The sequence below is a fragment of the Methylocella tundrae genome, from assembly GCF_901905185.1.
Classification (GTDB): Bacteria; Pseudomonadota; Alphaproteobacteria; order Rhizobiales; family Beijerinckiaceae; genus Methylocapsa; species Methylocapsa tundrae.
Genome location: NZ_CABFMQ020000001.1, coordinates 477,158 through 493,559 on the forward strand (window position 1 = coordinate 477,158; position 16,402 = coordinate 493,559).

Annotated in this window: 20 protein-coding genes; 1 reads left to right on the forward strand and 19 read right to left on the reverse strand. The window is 60.0% G+C overall.

Features of this window, described 5'->3' with window-relative positions:
- The 6 genes from nifX to nifH form a co-directional block, all read right to left on the reverse strand.
- A complete protein-coding gene (gene nifX / locus MPC4_RS02040) occupies positions 1–402 on the reverse strand; it encodes a nitrogen fixation protein NifX (protein ID WP_174511035.1) in 402 nt (133 codons plus the stop codon).
- Positions 403–446: 44 nt separating this feature from the next.
- Positions 447–1,817: a nitrogenase iron-molybdenum cofactor biosynthesis protein NifN gene (gene nifN, locus MPC4_RS02045; protein ID WP_174511036.1), complete on the reverse strand. Its 1,371-nt coding sequence runs from the start codon at positions 1,815–1,817 to the stop codon at positions 447–449.
- Between the two features lie 11 nt (positions 1,818–1,828).
- A complete protein-coding gene (gene nifE, locus MPC4_RS02050) occupies positions 1,829–3,268 on the reverse strand; it encodes a nitrogenase iron-molybdenum cofactor biosynthesis protein NifE (protein ID WP_244628787.1) in 1,440 nt (479 codons plus the stop codon).
- Between the two features lie 228 nt (positions 3,269–3,496).
- Positions 3,497–5,056 (reverse strand): nitrogenase molybdenum-iron protein subunit beta, encoded by a 1,560-nt coding sequence (gene nifK / locus MPC4_RS02055; protein ID WP_134489494.1) that lies wholly within the window; start codon positions 5,054–5,056, stop codon positions 3,497–3,499.
- Between the two features lie 69 nt (positions 5,057–5,125).
- On the reverse strand, positions 5,126–6,592 hold the full coding sequence (nifD, locus tag MPC4_RS02060; RefSeq protein ID WP_174511037.1) for a nitrogenase molybdenum-iron protein alpha chain: 1,467 nt from the start codon (positions 6,590–6,592) through the stop codon (positions 5,126–5,128).
- A 76-nt stretch (positions 6,593–6,668) separates the two neighbouring features.
- A complete protein-coding gene (gene nifH / locus MPC4_RS02065) occupies positions 6,669–7,553 on the reverse strand; it encodes a nitrogenase iron protein (protein ID WP_134489490.1) in 885 nt (294 codons plus the stop codon).
- 412 nt (positions 7,554–7,965) lie between these two features.
- Between nifH and MPC4_RS02070 the strand changes: the two genes are divergently transcribed.
- Positions 7,966–8,400, forward strand: coding sequence for a response regulator (locus MPC4_RS02070; RefSeq protein WP_174511038.1), 435 nt, complete (start codon positions 7,966–7,968; stop codon positions 8,398–8,400).
- Positions 8,401–8,658: 258 nt separating this feature from the next.
- On the opposite strand, the gene MPC4_RS02075 is transcribed toward MPC4_RS02070, so the two are convergent.
- The 13 genes from MPC4_RS02075 to nifB all read right to left on the reverse strand — a co-directional run bounded on the left by MPC4_RS02075 (position 8,659) and on the right by nifB (position 16,116).
- Positions 8,659–9,555 (reverse strand): SIR2 family NAD-dependent protein deacylase, encoded by an 897-nt coding sequence (locus MPC4_RS02075; protein WP_174511039.1) that lies wholly within the window; start codon positions 9,553–9,555, stop codon positions 8,659–8,661.
- A gap of 40 nt (positions 9,556–9,595) precedes the next feature.
- Positions 9,596–9,814: a hypothetical protein gene (locus tag MPC4_RS02080; protein ID WP_174511040.1), complete on the reverse strand. Its 219-nt coding sequence runs from the start codon at positions 9,812–9,814 to the stop codon at positions 9,596–9,598.
- 97 nt (positions 9,815–9,911) lie between these two features.
- Positions 9,912–10,208, reverse strand: coding sequence for a 2Fe-2S iron-sulfur cluster-binding protein (locus MPC4_RS02085; protein WP_134489482.1), 297 nt, complete (start codon positions 10,206–10,208; stop codon positions 9,912–9,914).
- Positions 10,209–10,243: 35 nt separating this feature from the next.
- Entirely contained in the window at positions 10,244–11,392 is a 1,149-nt protein-coding gene (locus MPC4_RS02090) for a DegT/DnrJ/EryC1/StrS family aminotransferase (RefSeq protein WP_174511041.1), read from the reverse strand.
- On the reverse strand, positions 11,389–11,661 hold the full coding sequence (locus MPC4_RS02095; protein WP_134489478.1) for a DUF6129 family protein: 273 nt from the start codon (positions 11,659–11,661) through the stop codon (positions 11,389–11,391). Before MPC4_RS02095 ends, MPC4_RS02090 begins: the two co-directional genes overlap by 4 nt.
- Position 11,662: 1 nt before the next feature.
- Entirely contained in the window at positions 11,663–11,872 is a 210-nt protein-coding gene (nifT, locus tag MPC4_RS02100; RefSeq protein WP_134489476.1) for a putative nitrogen fixation protein NifT, read from the reverse strand.
- A gap of 113 nt (positions 11,873–11,985) precedes the next feature.
- Positions 11,986–12,225 carry a nitrogen fixation protein NifZ gene (locus tag MPC4_RS02105; protein WP_134489474.1) on the reverse strand — a complete coding sequence of 80 codons (240 nt, stop codon included), beginning with the start codon at positions 12,223–12,225 and terminating at the stop codon, positions 11,986–11,988.
- 14 nt (positions 12,226–12,239) lie between these two features.
- Positions 12,240–12,527, reverse strand: coding sequence for a nitrogen fixation protein NifZ (locus tag MPC4_RS02110; protein ID WP_174511042.1), 288 nt, complete (start codon positions 12,525–12,527; stop codon positions 12,240–12,242).
- On the reverse strand, positions 12,524–13,390 hold the full coding sequence (locus MPC4_RS02115; RefSeq protein ID WP_174511043.1) for a 4Fe4S-binding leucine-rich repeat protein: 867 nt from the start codon (positions 13,388–13,390) through the stop codon (positions 12,524–12,526). Before MPC4_RS02115 ends, MPC4_RS02110 begins: the two co-directional genes overlap by 4 nt.
- On the reverse strand, positions 13,380–13,922 hold the full coding sequence (locus tag MPC4_RS02120; protein ID WP_134489468.1) for a tetratricopeptide repeat protein: 543 nt from the start codon (positions 13,920–13,922) through the stop codon (positions 13,380–13,382). Before MPC4_RS02120 ends, MPC4_RS02115 begins: the two co-directional genes overlap by 11 nt.
- A gap of 9 nt (positions 13,923–13,931) precedes the next feature.
- Positions 13,932–14,288: a HesB/IscA family protein gene (locus MPC4_RS02125; protein WP_134489466.1), complete on the reverse strand. Its 357-nt coding sequence runs from the start codon at positions 14,286–14,288 to the stop codon at positions 13,932–13,934.
- Complete coding sequence (locus tag MPC4_RS02130; protein WP_134489464.1) at positions 14,285–14,518, reverse strand: 4Fe-4S dicluster domain-containing protein; 234 nt, start codon at positions 14,516–14,518, stop codon at positions 14,285–14,287. The genes MPC4_RS02125 and MPC4_RS02130 overlap by 4 nt, the downstream gene beginning before the upstream one ends.
- A gap of 41 nt (positions 14,519–14,559) precedes the next feature.
- A complete protein-coding gene (gene nifB, locus MPC4_RS02135; protein ID WP_174511044.1) occupies positions 14,560–16,116 on the reverse strand; it encodes a nitrogenase cofactor biosynthesis protein NifB in 1,557 nt (518 codons plus the stop codon).
- Between the last annotated feature and the right edge of the window lie 286 nt (positions 16,117–16,402).

Genomic DNA, 16,402 nt, shown 5'->3' on the forward strand with positions numbered 1-16,402 from the left:
TTACACCTCTTCCTCGAATTCGAACTTGCGTTCCTGACCCTTCATCATGACCTTGCGCAGCCATGGCGGAGGCGCGCCCTTGAGCACGACCTGCAGCTTGTCGAGCAGGCCGGGGATTTCCTCGGGCTGATTGACCTTCATCGGGTGGATATTCTGGGCGACGACGCGCGCCGCGCCTGATCCGCCGATCGCAGCGACATAAAGAATCGTGCAATCCTTGATCGCGTCGAGCTTCGGTCCCAGCTTGTCCTCGTTGCCGTCTTCCTGCAAATCGCCCTGGAACTCGAAGGTTTCGACGAATGCGTGGCCATCGGGCGTGACATCGTAGACCATGATGTTCTTGGCCCAGCCGAAATGGGCGTCGACCCGCTTTAGATCCTGGGTTGCGAATGCGACTTTCATAACGCCTCCATTTTGTCTGAGCCCTTGCCTGTGACGATGCTTGCCTAATGCGCCGGAATAGGGAGGCCGGCTTCGGAGGGGGCGGGCTCCGTCCGCCAACTGTCTGCTGTCGGTTCATGGGCCGCCGCGATGAACATGTTTCCGACCTCGAAGATGAGATCGCGCGAGCCGCGATAGCCGACCGAGATTTCGTGCGCCGCGCCGAGGCGGTCGAACATCGGCACGCCTGCGCGAAAGAATGGGATGTTGAGACGTTCGGCGGCTTGGCGCCCGTGCGAATGGGTGACGAGGAGATCACATCCCACGGCCGCCGATTCGAGGTCTTCGAGGTCTCCGATCAGCACGGTTTCGACCGGAAGACGCTCGAGCACGGGCGATTCGGTGGTCGTCACGGCGGCGGCGATCTTGCAGCCGAGATCCGTCATCCAGCCGGCGATGTTCCAAAGGAGATCCGGTTCGGCGCCGATCGCAATCCGCTTGCCGCCGAAAAAGAAATGTCCGTCGAGCATGGCGTCGACAAGCTGGCCCCGCTGGCGGCGGTATTTGAGAGGAACCGGACGGCCGCTGATGCGGGACAACAGGCTCATGAGCTCGTCGTTGGGGCCAAGCCCCGTCAGCCTGTCGAAGAGATGGAATGGCGTGCCGGTCCGGCGCTCGAGCACTTCGGCGGGACCGCGCATCTGCTCGCCGAGCGCGATCGTCAGAGTGGCGCGTCCCATCGTCCTGATATCTTCGACGGATGAGCCGCCAAGCGTCGTCGGGGTAAAGTCGTCCGGGATATGCCCATCAAGCGAGCCGGAGAGATCCGGTACGAAATAGGGCAGCAGGCCGAAATCCTCGACGATATCGCGGAATTCGTCGAGATCCCCCGGCGTCAGGTGACAACCCGGCAGGACATTGACGCGGCGCGGATCACGCACGACGCCGTCCCGATCTTCCGGCACGAGACCTTCGATCAACTTAAGAACCGTCTTCGGCCAGCCGTCCTGAAAAGCGTCCTTGAAATCCGGCGTTGAAACATAGACAAGTTCGACATCGGCAAACTCCGGATGCTTGTTGCGAATGAGACGGATGTAGCCGTCGACGTCATCGCCTTTCGTTTCGGTGACGCCGGTCGAGCAAATGCCGATCATCGCCGGCTTGCCTTTTTTCACGATGTTGACGATCGCCTGTTCGACGTTTTCAAGGCCGCCGAGGATCGTCGCTACCTCGCTCATTGCCGTGGTTTGCAACGGAATGGCCTCACGGAAGTGGCGGACGAGAAGCACGAGGCCGAAGGACGTGCAGCCTTGCGATCCATGCAGCATCGGCATGCAGTCCTTGATCCCCATGAAAGCCATCGCGCCGCCCATCGGCTGGCTCATCTTCAGCGGATTGACCGTGCAGGACTTGGATGATTTTCGGACCGTAGCCATGGCCGTCGCCCTCACTCGGCCGCGACGGCCATGCCGTCGACGTCGCCAAAGGGATCGACGGGAGCACTGGCGTCATCCCAGGGAGCGGGGCGGCGCGCCTGCTCCCACACGGGATTGTAGAGCGCCTTATCGATCTCCTTGACGAGCTCGGCCATGCCGACATAGCCCATATAGGCGTGGTGACGCTCCTGATTGATGTCGAGCCACGGCATCTTCGCTTTCAGTGAAATGAACTGCGAGCGTCCGCCCGATAACATGATGTCGGCGCGCGCGTCTTTCAGCATTTTGTACATTTCGCGCGGGGTCATGTCGTCGATCATATGAGCATCCTGACCCATCAGCTCCTTGATCTTTTCCTTGTCCTCTTTTGTCGATTTTTTGACGCTGGTGCCGACCAGTTCACAACCCGCTTCCTGCAGCGCCGCGACCACCGACCAGGATTTGACTCCACCAGTGATGAGGAGAACGCGTTTGCCCTTGAGCCGGGCCTTATAGGGCTCGATCGACGCCCACGCTCTAGCCTCCTCGCGCGCGATCACCGCCTCGGTTCGGACCATCAATTCCTCGGGAGCCCCCTTCTCGATCAGGAGGCGGGCAATTTCGCGCAGGGAATCGCTGGTGTCCTCGATGCCGTAGAAAGAGCCCTCGAAGAAGGGGATATCGTAGCGCTCCTCCATTTTCCGTGCGACGTTGATCATCGCCTTGGAGCAGACCATCATCGCCGCCTTGGCGCGATGTGACCACGCGACTTCCTTATATTTCGCATCGCCCGAGATGCAGGAAAGGATACGGACGCCAAGCTCGTCGAACAGAGGCTTCACCTGCCACAATTCGCCGGAGAGATTGTATTCGCCGATAATGTTGATGTCATAGGGCGTCGTATATTCGGGCTCAATCGTTCCAATGACGTGATCGAGGATCGCTTCGCCCGCAAGCTTGTTGCCGAGGTTCTTTGGACCAACAAAGCCAGGAGAGATCACCGGAATGACAGGCTTGTTGAATTTCGCGGCGGCGGCCTTGCAGACTGCGCCGATGTCGTCGCCGATCATCGCGGGCACGCAAGTCTGATAGACGAAGACGGCCGGCGGGTCATATCTCTCGATGATCTCCTTGATCGACTTAAAGAGATGCTTCTCGCCGCCAAAGATGACGTCGGTTTCGTTAATGTCTGTCGTAAAGCCGGTGCGATAGAGCTGAGAGCCGGACGATTTGGCGCCGCGATTGTCCCAGGAATTTCCCTCGCAGGCGATCGGACCGTGCACAAGATGCGCGACGTCGGTGATCGGCTGTAGCGCGATTTTCGCGCCGTCGAAGGCGCAGCCCCCGGCGGCGGCGCCTGGCTGCAATTGCTTGGTGCAGCCCTTCTTGCGCTCTTTCTCGGACTTTGCCTGATTCTTCGCGCAGGCAGGCTCGTTGAAGACTTCCTGAACGGTATTCGCCAACGACGTCATAGAGACCTCCTTCGAAACCCGGAGCCGCGCCCGCCCGGAGGAACATTCTTCACGGGTGAGCCGTTCGATCAGACAAGTTGCGCATTCTTTTCTATCGCGCTTCAGGCGTCGCGGCTCCATCGCGACCGGGGACAAGGCCCGGCGCGATGGAGCCGAGAGATCAGCGCTCGGCGCGTGTCGAATGTTGCGGAAATGCGCAACAGGACAATCTCGCCGCGCATCCTTTTGTTAGCGAATGATGTCGAAGCTGTAGTCCGACTTCGCCACCACATTTGTGTTGCGGTCGATCTCGTCGAAGATTTTGTCGAGGATCCAGACCAGCACATTCATGCCGCCCTGATAGCCCCACACCGGATAACGGTGATAGTGATGCCGGTCGAAGATCGGGAAGCCGATACGGATCAGCGGCGTTCCGGTGTCGCGATCGAGATATTTGCCGTAGGTGTTGCCGATGAGGAAATCGACCGGCTCGGTGAACAGGAGCGAGCGCATGTGCCACAGATCCTTGTTCGGATAGACGTGGCAGTCCTTGCCGAAGGGCGAGCTGTCGAGCAGCGCCTGGACTCTTTCCGCCCATGCCTTGCCGCCGTTGGTGGACAGAATATGGGTCGGCTCGGCGCCGAGCTCGAGCAGGAACGCGGCAAGGCCGAGGCAGAGATCGGGATCGCCGTAGATCGCGAATTTCTTGCCGTGAATGTGCGCGCTCGAATCCGCGATTGCGTCGACGAGACGGCCGCGCTCACGGGTGAGCTCCGCGGAGACCGGCTTGCCGGTGATGCGCGACACGGCCATCAGAAAAGCGTCCGTTCCGCGCACGCCGATCGGATGATTGAAGGCGACAGTCTCCTGGCCCTTCGAGGCGATGAAGGGCAGCGTCTTTTCAGTGCAGAATTCCTGCATCGAAATCGTCGCCTTGGCGTGCAGGGCATTGGCGGCTTCCTCGAGGGTCGTGCCGCCGTCATACATGCGGAACTCGCCATCCGTCGGCGTGTCCCACACGTCGCTGTTGTCTCCGAGGATCGTGTACTCGACGTCCATTGATTTGAAGATGCGCTTGATTTCACGCAAATTGCCGACCGTGTAGCCGTCGAAACCGCCGAGGAAGTTAATCTTCTCGTTCGGCACGCGCTGCAGGGCCGGCGCGGTTTTCGCCTTGCCGTCCCAGAAATGTTCGAAAACGCCCTTCATCACATTATCGTAGCCGGTGATGTGGCTGCCGACGAACGCCGGAGTGTGGGCGAAAGGAACGTCATATTCCTGCGGGACCGAACCCTTTTCTTTCGCTGTCTTGATAAAGGCGTTAAGATCGTCGCCGATGACTTCCGCCATGCAGGTCGTCGACACCGCGATCATCTTCGGCTTGTACATGTTGTAGGTGTTGGCGAGGCCGTCGATCATGTTGTTGAGGCCGCCGAAAACGGCGGCGTCTTCCGTCATGGACGAGGAGACGCAGGACGTCGGTTCCTTGAAATGGCGGGAGAAATGGCTGCGGTAGTAGGCGACGCAGCCCTGCGATCCATGAACGAAAGGAATCGTTCCTTCAAAGCCGACAGCGGCGAAGACGGCGCCGAGGGGCTGGCAGGCCTTGGCCGGATTGACGGTCAGCGCTTCGCGGGCGAAATTCTTCTCGCGATATTCGTCGGTCTTGGTCCATTCGCGAACGCGCTCGAGCTCGCTGTCCGGGACGGGGTTCTCGAAGTTCTTTTTCTTGTTCTCGAACATTTCCTTATATTCCGGCTGCCGGAACAGGTTGAAGTGGTCGAGAACGTTGTCAGGATTCTGTGGCATGGTTGATCCTTTTCCAGTTCCGCAGTCGGAGCCGCGCTCTCACTGAAGAGAGCGCGGGATGAGTTCAGTTCAGGCGGCCCAAGGGGTCTTGGCGAGCTTCCAGACGGGCGAGTTGATCGCCATGTCCATGTCGCGCGCGAAGATCGCAAAGCCGTCGTAGCCGTGATAGGGGCCGGAATAGTCCCAGGAGTGCATCTGGCGGAAAGGAACGCCCATCTTCTGGAACACGTATTTTTCCTTGATGCCCGAGCCGACAAGATCGGGCTGGACCTTTTCGACGAATTTTTCGAATTCGTAACCGGTCACGTCGTCATAGATCAGCGTGCCGTCCTTCACGTAGTGGGTCGTGCGCTGATAGTCGTCGTTGTGGCCGAATTCATAGCCCGTTCCGACGATCTCCATTCCGAGATCTTCGTAAGCGCCGATGACATGGCGCGGGCGCAGGCCGCCAACGAACAGCATCACAGTCTTGCCTTCGAGGCGCGGCCGGTATTTCGCAATGACGGCGTCCGTCAGAGCGCGGTACTTGGCGATGACGCGTTCTGCGCCTTCCTTGATCTTGTCATCGAAATGGCTCGCGATCTTGCGCAACGATTCCTCGATCTTGGTCGGTCCGAAGAAGTTGTACTCGACCCACGGAACCCCGTACTTTTCTTCCATGTGGCGCGAGATGTAGTTCATCGAACGGTAGCAATGCAGCACATTCAGCTTTGCTTTAGGGGTCGCCTCGAGCTCGGCGATCGTGCCGTCGCCAGACCATTGCGCGATAACGCGAAGGCCCATCTCTTCGAGCAGGATGCGCGAGGACCAGGCGTCGCCGCCGATGTTGTAGTCGCCGATGATTGCGACGTCGTAGTCCGTCGATTCGAAGCGGGCGGGCTTGCCTTCCTGCTTATCGAACACCCAGTCGCGAACCGCGTCGTTCGCGATGTGGTGGCCGAGAGACTGGGAAACGCCGCGGAAGCCTTCGCAACGGACGGGAACGATCGTCTTGCCGGCGTATTCCTTCGACTTCGCCTTGGACACAGCCTCGATATCGTCGCCGATCAGGCCGATCGGGCATTCAGACTGAACGGTGATGCCCTTATTCAGCGGGAACAGCACCTGGATCTCATCCATGATCGCGGCGAGCTTTTTGTCACCGCCGAACACGATGTCCTTTTCCTGGAAATCGGAGGTGAACTGCATCGTGCCAAAGGTGTCGACGCCGGTCGTGCCGATATAATAATTGCGGCGGGCGGCCCAGGAATATTGTCCGCAGCCGACAGGGCCGTGACTGATGTGGATCATGTCCTTGATCGGGCCCCAGACAACGCCCTTCGAGCCGGCATAAGCGCAGCCGCGAATCGTCATGACGCCGGGGATCGACTTGATGTTTGATTTAACGCCGCAGTCGGGCTTGCCTTCCTCGAACGTGCCAAGGTGCTTGGCGCGCCGTTTCGCGGTCTTCTCCGGGTAAACTTCAAGGACCTCCTTGATGAGGGCCTTGTTCCGGGCCTTGATGTCTTCGATTGATTCAGCTGGCGCCAGGCTCATGGTCGCACCTTTCGAAATCCGTTGATCGGTAGGGAGGCGCCGGTTCCGCGCGCTGCGGTCGGCGCCCCGCTGGTGATTAGGCGGAGGCGAGTTCGGCGGCGCTCTTGCCGACCTGCGATTCGTCGACCGACTTCATGATGCCATGCGCCATCAACAGGTCTTCGAGTTCGTCCATCGTGATCGGGGTCGGGATCACGCCGTTGCCCTTGTTCGCGTGGATCTTCTGCGCGAGGGTGCGATAGTGCTCCGCTTGCGCGGAGTCCGGCGCATACTCGATGACCGTCATGCGGCGCAGCTCGGCGTGCTGGACGATGTTGTCGCGCGGCACGAAGTAGATGAGCTGGGTGCCAAGCTTCTTCGCCAGCGAGTCGGCGAGCTCATATTCCTTGTCGGTCTGACGCTCGTTGCAGACGAGCCCGCCGAGGCGAACGCCGCCCGAATTGGCGTATTTCAAGATGCCCTTGGAGATATTGTTGGCGGCGTACATGGCCATCATTTCGCCGGACATGACGATGTAGATTTCCTGCGCCTTGTTCTCGCGGATGGGCATGGCGAAACCGCCGCACACCACGTCGCCGAGCACGTCATAGGAAACATAATCAACGCCGTCGTAAGCCCCGTTTTCCTCGAGGAAGTTGATCGAGGTGATGACGCCGCGGCCGGCGCAGCCGACGCCTGGCTCCGGACCGCCCGACTCGACGCAGCGAATGTCGCGGAAGCCGACCTTCATCACGTCTTCGAGTTCGAGATCCTCAACGCTGCCGGCTTCGGCGGCAAGGCTCAGGATGGTGTCCTGCGCCTTGGCGTGAAGGATGAGGCGGGTGGAATCTGCTTTCGGGTCGCAGCCGACGATGAGAATCTTCTGGTCCATGGCGGCAAGGGCCGCGAGGGTGTTCTGTGAGGTCGTCGACTTACCGATGCCTCCCTTGCCATAAAATGCGATCTGTCGAAGGTCTGACATTGATTGCTCCTTGATCCCTTTAATTCTATCGGCGCCGGAAAACGTGGCCGACAACGTGTTTGATGATGACGTCGCGCGTTGCAGGGCGCCGAAGTGCGTTTCCCCGAGTTGTGCCTTCGCGGCATTCGCCCGCCTGACGCAGACCCTATTTCGCAAGCGTCGTGCCAAGCCGTTGTGTAGGTGTTAAAGCGTTGTTATGACGGTAGAAATAGCGATGAAGCAAGGTCTTCTGGGGCTTGTCTCAAAGCCGACATTCGTGTCGTTTGTTCGTATGAAAGAAAACATCCCGCAAGGCTCGCGCGCGGGCAAAGGCGCACGGAACGACGCTTCCTCGTCATGCGATCTTCAACGTCGGTCCTGCGGTATGCAACTTGCAACCGTCGGGCGTGTGCGGATTGAGGAGAGAGCGCAAATGCAGATCGGCGTTGAGACATCGCGAGCTATCGAAAACAAGCGGATCTTCGTTGTCGACGACGACGAAATCATCCGCGCCGCCCTGCAATTCATGTTGCATGATGAAAATGAGACGCATGAGGTGCCTGGTTTGCAGCCGGCCTTCGCCAAGGCCGCTGAAAGCAAACCAGACCTGATTTTGCTCGCCGTTTCGATCGTGCAAGGCGAAGGCGTCAGCGTGCTGTCGCAAATTCGCGAGCGCATACCTGGAGCGAAGATTCTGGTAGTCGCGGATTCGGCCAAGGATGAGATTGCGCGGCAGTGCCTCGCCTCCGGCGCGCACGGGGTTCTGGCCAAGCCGCTGACGATCGAGTCCGTTCGGGAGAAGGTCGACGTTCTGCTCGGGCGACGCGTCGGCTTTGCCATACCGCTCACGGTTCTCAAAACACCCTGAGGAAGGCAAGCGGGAGCCTCAGCCGAATGCCCGGGAGTCTTCTCATCGGCGTGGGTGTGTGGCGGATCGCTGGCCGGCACATCCTGCCAGAGTAGTCAAAGCAAGAGCCTGACCAAATCATTGATTGATCAGGCTCTGAGGCCGGTTCATGCGCGCCTTGCGCTGCGCTGCAGGTCAAGTCTTCTTGGGCAGATGGAGCTCTTTCTCCTGATCCTCGATATCTGCTTCGAAAGCCGGAGGCCTTTCGCTCCGTTCTTGTCAGATCGTCGCCAGTTCGGGATTGCTTGCAGCGTTCGCTGTCAATTTCGCGACAAAGCCGTCGAGGGGCATATCTATGCGGGTGATGTTCTGCTCGCGCAAAAACCTTTCTTCGTTGCGGGTCAGGGCGCCTGGCAATACAGCCCAGTGACGATCAGACGAGCGCTTCATAATCTGCCGCGCAAAACTCCGCTCCAATTGGCTCGAAAAACGGCAGCCGAGGAAAAGAAAATTCTTGCCGCGCCGGATCGACTGAACGGCTTCGGGTATCGGCGTCTGAATGTCGATTTCGGTAAGGATTTCGACATAATCCGAGTCCGAAATGATGAAATTGGCCGCTGGCGAGACGGAACCGATCGGCTGATAGAGAAGCGTCGTCCAGCTTAGTGTCTCTTCCGGCGCCTCCGCCGGCGCCTTGGCGCCTGAGGCGTCAAGAACGCGTCGGACGCCAGGGATGCGGCTGCCGTCCGGGCGGAAATAATGCACCCATTCGCCAAAATGTTCGGCCTGGCTGACGCCCTGCGCCATTCCCCAGGCGCTCCGGCCCGCGAGAGCCTTTTGCGGCAGATCATCGTACCACGCGCTGACGAGGAGAGGCAATTTGGGGCGCGCCGCCAGCCATTGATGCAGGATGGTTGGAGACGCGGGTTGCTCGAACGTCTTGGTCATGACGGACGTCACCGTCTTGCGGTGTTTGAAGTTCTCGATGAATTGCGCCGTGGCCGTCAGGTTGTTGCGAATTTTGTGTGGGACGGTCGCGGCCGCAGTCAGCTTCCCGACTAGCGTTTCCGGTGAGTAAGGCAACGGGCCGTCCTCGCCCGCTAGCGCCAGCACGCCGGGACCGAGATAGGGAACCACATCGCCGCGGTCGATGGCCGCGTGAATTTCACCGAGCATTCATCTTCTCCCTGTGCTGGACCGCTGCGCGGCCCCGAACTCATTGCAGCGCGGCCGCTTTCAGCGCGGTGACGACTTCTGTGCCGAGACGGAAAAATCCGCGGCCGCCCGAAAGCGCCTGGAAGGAGCTTCCAGCCTTATCGCTCAGCCGGTTGAACCATTGCTGCGCATCAAGCCCCGAGGGCCTCTCTCCGATTTCTGTCACTGAGCCGTCCGGTGCGAAGCGGACATGAATGATGAGCGTGTCGGCGGCGGTCATGTCGAGATCCTTTCGATGTCGTTACTGGAGCGTGAGGCCTTCAAACTGCAATCACGCCCGGAAATGACGTGGTCAATTTAGCGGGCGTCTAATCTGTTCAGACGAAGCTCAACATCTCGACCGTGACGTTCTCGGTCCCGAAATGGGCCTGGCAGGCGAGGCGCGATTTCGAACCGACGCCGACGATTGTGTCGAGCTTTTCGTTTTCGAGCTTGCCCATCTTGGAAATGCCCTTGCGGCCTTCGAGCACGAAGATATGGCAAGCCCCGCATTTCGCCTCGCCGCCGCATTTCGAGACGATCTTTTCCCCGGCGGCGAGCAACGCGTCGAGAAGCGTGGTTCCTTCGGCGGCCTCGATTGTCTTTCCTGACGGCTTGATGGTTAAAAGCGGCATGTCGTGCTCCTGTTGTTTGATGACAAGCGTTCTGGTCAATAAATGGCGGCGCCCGCGCCGACGTTGATGGACGCGTCCTTCATCGTTCCAACGATGAAGGCGACTTGCGCCTCCGTCAGATGAGCGTGGAAGGGAAGCGCCACGGCGCGGTCCGCAACCTTTTCGGTGACGAAGAAATCGCCGCGCCTATACCCAGCATTGAAGTAGAGGCGTTGCAGATGAAGAGGCTGCGAATAGGCCGCCGCTTCGATCTGTTCGCGATGGAGATCATCGACGATCGAGTCGCGGCTCGAACGGGAGAAGCGCGTCCCGAGATGGACAACATAAAGGAACCAGTGAACCTCTTCTACGTCCGGCGCGATATAGGGGTCCTTGATGCCCTCGAATGAGCGCAAATAATCATAATACCAGGCTTCGACGCATTTGCGGCGTGCGAGGAGAACGTCGATGCGACGCAGCTGCGCAAGCCCAAGGGCGGCGGATAGATCGCTGAGATTGGCCTGGAGCGGCGCGACGGCGCCGATGACCACGGAGGATCGTTCGTCGATCCGCCGTGAGCGAAGGCGCCGGATGGCGATGGCCCGATCGTCGTCGTCGGTCACAATCATGCCGCCTTCGCCGCAGACGAGGGCTCCCGGCTGAGAAAAATCAAAGATGGAACAGTCGCCGAATGTGCCGACCGGGGATCCTTTGTAGATTGAACCGATCGCTTCGGTGGAGTCCTCGATCAAGGCGACTCCGGCGCTTTTCGCCAGTTCGCGCAGGGGTTGCCAGGGCGCAGGGTGGCCGTTGGCGTTGGCGCCGATGATGGCGCGTGTGCGCTCGGTAAGGACGGCCGCCGCTTTGTCCGGCGAGATCGTTCCCGCCCAGTAATCGATGTCGGCGAACACGGGGCGCGCGCCGCTCAACATGATGGCGTGGGCGGTTTCGCGGAAGGAATGAGCCGATGCGACAACTTCGTCGCCTTTGCCGATGCCGAACGCTTGCAGCGTGAGCAGAAGGCCGATTTCACCGCTTGCTACTGCGATTGCATGCTTACGGCCAAGATATTGTGCGAAAGCCGCCTCGAATTCTTCGACAACGGGGCCCGCCGACAGGCTGGATGAGATGAGAACCTGACGCACCGCGTCGAGTTCGAATTCCGACATGTCAGGATCGCAAAGAGGCAGCGATGTCGCTTTCATTTCTGCGCCTCGTTTGCCGCGAGCACGAGCCCGGTCGCTGTTGCGGGATCTGACGTTATTTTCCAGCAGTGGTCGCGGCCATCGAGCAGATAAAGATCGCAGCGCTCGAAGCGGCGGAAGGGCGTTTCATCGGCGACGTCCGAGGCGTCGCAACGACTGAGCGACAAGCCCGGGAATCGCCGCCTGAGTTCAGCGATCGTCGCGCCGTTGGCTTCGGCGGAAGCCAGCAGTTCGTCGATCGCGGCGAGGCTTTGCGCATCGAAACTCATGTCATTCACTCAATCGCCGCGCTTCGACCGTAATCGGAAGCGTAGTTTCCGGCCCCATCTCAGGCAGAGCCAATTGCCAGCCGTTGGCGAGCGTGATCCGGCCGCCCCACATCTGCGGCCTTTCCATATCGACGATCGGCTCCTCAAGGTCCTTCTTGGGCACATAGGCCGAGAGAATTCCTTCTGAGCTTCTGCGGATCATGATTTTCACGGGGCGCCTTATCTGTTTGATTGCGTGGGCGTAGGTGTAGGTGGATAGACGTTCGCGGGCGGAGCATGACCTTAAAAAAACGCGAACCCTTTGCGTCGGATCACGCGGGGCGGTCAGACTGGCGCGATCTCATCCGCGAGGCAGCCAACGACCCGGCGTTCGCCAAACTCAACGAGATAGATCGGCGTTTCCGTTTCGACATGAGAGCCGACCTGGACGATTTCGCCCGGATCCCCCGCCCGCACCAAGAGAGCATCGGTGGGTTGATCGGGAAATGAGCCGTCGTTGAAAAGATCGGCGGTCGCACGAACGCGCTGCCCCCATTCAAATTTGGCCGGTCCAGAACCGTTCATGAGGAACTCCCGCTTTAGATTTCTTTGACAATTTCGACCGGATCGATCTCTTTGCGTTTCATGCCAACGCGATAGCCGGTAGAAACGAATTCGACGCCGTAGATGTAGAATTGCTGGAGGAACGTGCCTATGCTGACGACGTACCCTTCGTCGCCCTTGTTGCAAAGGATTTCGCCGATTTCCTTCCCCATGAAGGTGCCGTCGTTGCGCACTGTTCTGCGCGCCCGCACCCTCTGGCCATAGTTATACAATGGCGGATTGTTGAGTTCGACGACGTCGCTGTCCCGGCTGATGTTGGTCATCTGCTGTCCTCCACGATTGGACGGTCCCTCAAATCCGACGACACGAGGTTTGGCGATGCTGATGCGGGCGACGCCGGGTCCTGCGCCATCGTCGGCGCATCACGGCTCTTGTCGGCGGGCCGTGAGGAAATCCTGTCGCGCGCGGCGTCTCGAACGACAGGGTCTTCGTCGCCGGCGAGCGCGCGCACGATCTCGATATCCGCGCGCAGCACGATCTCGTAGCGAACGCGCCAATCCGGATCGGCGGCGAGTCTCGCCAACCCTGCGGGATCGAGACGCCGCGCGACCTCCAGCCTGACCGCCGCATCTGAATCCGCCACCATTCGGGGAAGGTGCTCCATGCCGATGCGAACGGCGACGACGCGCCTGACCTCCACGTCCTCGTCGCCGACCAGCAGAACGAGGAGATCGGCCGGGATGCGCCGCGCCACGGTCTGACGCACGTAATAGTCCGAATCCTCCAGCATCGGGATGAGATCGGCGCCCTCGAGCCTCTGCGCGACACGGATGCGAACCTCACGATGCGGATCAGCGCGCAGTCGCAGCAGATAGCGCATCGGCAGGCGCCGGGCGGCGCTCCAACGAACCGTTTCCTCCGGATCGTCCAAAAGGGGCGGCAGATGAAAAACGTCAGCGGCCTTGGCGGCGCAGGCGCGCACCTCGAAATAGGGGTGCTTCAGATAGGTTTGCGCGGGACCAGGGTTCCAGTCGAAAAATCGATCAATGCGCCTTGCATACCGGTCGTGGACGCAGGCCTTGAGGGGCTGGCAGCGCGCCTCCGCAAGGAGGTCGCGATGGGCGCAGATCGCGCAATCAACGGCCTCGCCGCGCCAGTCGATAGCCACGTCAATGTCAGTCATCATCTTCGACTCCCGAACGATCGGCGACGCTCAAAAGCAGCCCGGCATTGATCTTGTCGGAAGGATCAAGGTCAAGAAGCTTCATCACCGCGGCGCGTCCTTCGTCCAATGCGCCAATGCGCATCTGCAGGTAGGCGTAGCCCTTCAAGGTGAACATGAAGAAGCGTGGCAGAACCGCTGCGAAGGAGCCAAAATCGGCGTCCTCACGGTTGACGTCGCGCCAGTCGCTCGCGAGACCAAGTTCGTTCGACGCCATGACGAGACATTTGCCCGCGACCTCAAGGGCCTTCAGCATATGGCCCTTGTAAAAATAGAAGCGATAGAGACCGATCAACACGGCCGGATGATCCGGCGCGAGGTCGCAAGCCGCGAGGAGGTGCGTCTCTGCAACGTCGTCAAGGTGGTAAGCCTCGCCGGCTTCGCGCAGACGCCGCTCGGCGGCGGCCGGCAAGCCGGCCCCGAGCACGGACGCGGCAATGGCGTCGATCTCGAGTCCGGCTGATGGCTGCGCGCCGATATCATCAGTCGCGAACATGCTCTGCGCCTATTTCGCAGAGGAGAGCGCTGGTTCTGCAAAAGCGGTCGACTGACTGCTGCTGCAGGCGCAGGCGTCTTTCTTGGGATCGATGAAAGCGAACCCCGTCTTGGCCGGTGAATCGACGAAATCAATTGTGATTCCGTCGAGCAATAGCCGGCTCTCGGCGGGCAGAAAAAGCTTTACGCCATCCTGCGTGAATACCGCCTCGTTGCCTGCTGGGGCAGCCTGGACGCTGAACTCGGCGGAAAGGCCGGAGCATCCGCCGGGAGTGACCAACAACCGAAGGCCGCTTCCGGGCGCGCCGTCGAACATGACGAGGCGGCGGATGAACTTATGAGCGGCCGGCGTCAGGCTGATGTTCATGCCGCGCTCCCGGTGGGCTGGTAGCGCGGATGGGAATTGTCGATCACGCATGTGTCGTCGACCGGGCAGACGGCGACGCATTGCGGCGTGTCGAAATAGCCGATGCATTCCGTGCACTTCTTCGGATTGATGACAAAGGTGCCGCCCTTCTCCGTAATGGCGACGTTCGGGCATTCCGCCTCGCACGCCGAGCACGACGTGCATTGCGAGGCGACGATCTTGTAGGTCATAGCTGTCTCCTTTCTGACGATTGCTGCGGCGTCCGTCCCGGTCAGACCGGGACGAAAGCGCCTTGACGGATATCGGCGTCCCCGCGCTCGACATGCTGGACCTCGCCGCTGTTCACCTTCGCGAGATAGTCCTTGAAGTAGGAGATCGCAGACTGCTCGATGAATTCGAATGCGTATTGGTCGACCGGGTCGATGCCGGCGGCGCGCAGGGAGTCCTTCGGGCAGCCGCCGATCTTTGCGACGAACACGGCGGCGCAGTCGTTGATCGCGCGGATCACCGTCTCGAGCGCGTCCTCCTCGCCATAGCCGCCCTGGCAGTAAAGATCGACGCGGCGATGCCCGACGAACTTCGCGCCCTTGGTGCTGAGCTCATAGACCTGGAACTCCTTGGCGTGGCCGAAGTGCTCGTTGACGCGGCCGCTGCCCTTGGTCGCAACCGCGATCAGGATCTTGATGTCGCTCGCCGCGCCTGCGAGCGTCTCGAGCTCCGCGTTCTTGGCTTCGACCTTTGCGATGCGCTCTTCTTCGACCTTGGTCTGATAAGCCTTACGGGATTCGAGGTCGTAATTGACCTCCATTTCCATGATCTTGTCAGTGGTGAATTCGGCGCTGCGATCTTCGCCAAGAAGGCCGACGGCGTCGGCGCGGCATTGGCGGCAATGCCGCATCATGTTCATTTCGCCTTCGCAGCTATCCTGCAGGGCCTTCAGCTCCTGCGCCGAAGGACCGCGCTGGCCGTTGAGGCCGAACACCGTGCCATGCTCAGGCGCGGAGATCAGCGGCATGATGTTGTGCAGGAAGGCGCCGCGCGACTTCACAGCCCTGTTGACCTCGACGAGATGCTGATCGTTGACGCCCGGGATCATCACCGAGTTGACCTTGCAGAGAATGCCCCGCTCGGTGAGCATTTCGAGGCCTTGCAACTGACGGTCGGTGAGGATCTTGGCCGCCTCGATGCCGGTGACGCGCTTGTTTTTCCAGAAGATCCACGGATAGATTTTGGCGCCGACTTCGGGATCGGTCATATTGATGGTGATCGTCACGTGATCAACGTTGAAGCTCGCGATCGTATCGACGTGGTCGGGCAACGCCAGGCCGTTGGTGGACAAGCAGAGCTTGATGTCGGGCGCCGTTTTCGAGATGAGCTCGAACGTCTTGAATGTCTTCACAGGATTGGCCAGCGGATCGCCGGGACCCGCGATTCCAAGCACCGTCATTTGCGGGATCGTCGACGCGACCGCCAGCACCTTTTTGGCGGCTTGTTCGGGCGTCAGCTTTTCGCTGACGACTCCGGGGCGCGATTCATTGGCGCAGTCATATTTGCGGTTGCAATAGTTGCACTGAATGTTGCAGGCGGGCGCGACGGCGACATGCATGCGCGCGTAGTGATGGTGAGCCTCTTCGCTGTAGCAGGGATGGTTTTTGACCTTCTCCCACACTTCAGGAGCCATATCAGCGGGGCCGGCGGAGGTGCCGCAACTGGCTTTGCCGCTTCCGCCGCTGGTGCCGCATCCCTTATGTTCAGCAATCTTCTGCAACAGATCGCCGAGAACTTCTGTGCTCTCGCCATGTAGATTGGGTTGATAGGCTTCTTCCATATCGATTCCTCGCGGTAGGCTCTGCGCCAGACATCTCGGATCGCGGGCTCGAACTGCGTGACCTCTGTCGCGGGCGAGCAAAGCGTTGTGCGAGAGATAGTTGGCAACAAGCGTGCCATCACTATTCGAGGATGCAACAGCCTGATATTTAGAGAGGTTTTAGATTAGGGAGGGGGATGTCGCTATGCTGACACATGTCTGGAAACGGATAAGCGGCATGTCGGCAAATCGACATTCAAGCGGACGGCCGCACGGGTATGGCCGCACGGGTATGGCCGCACTTGCG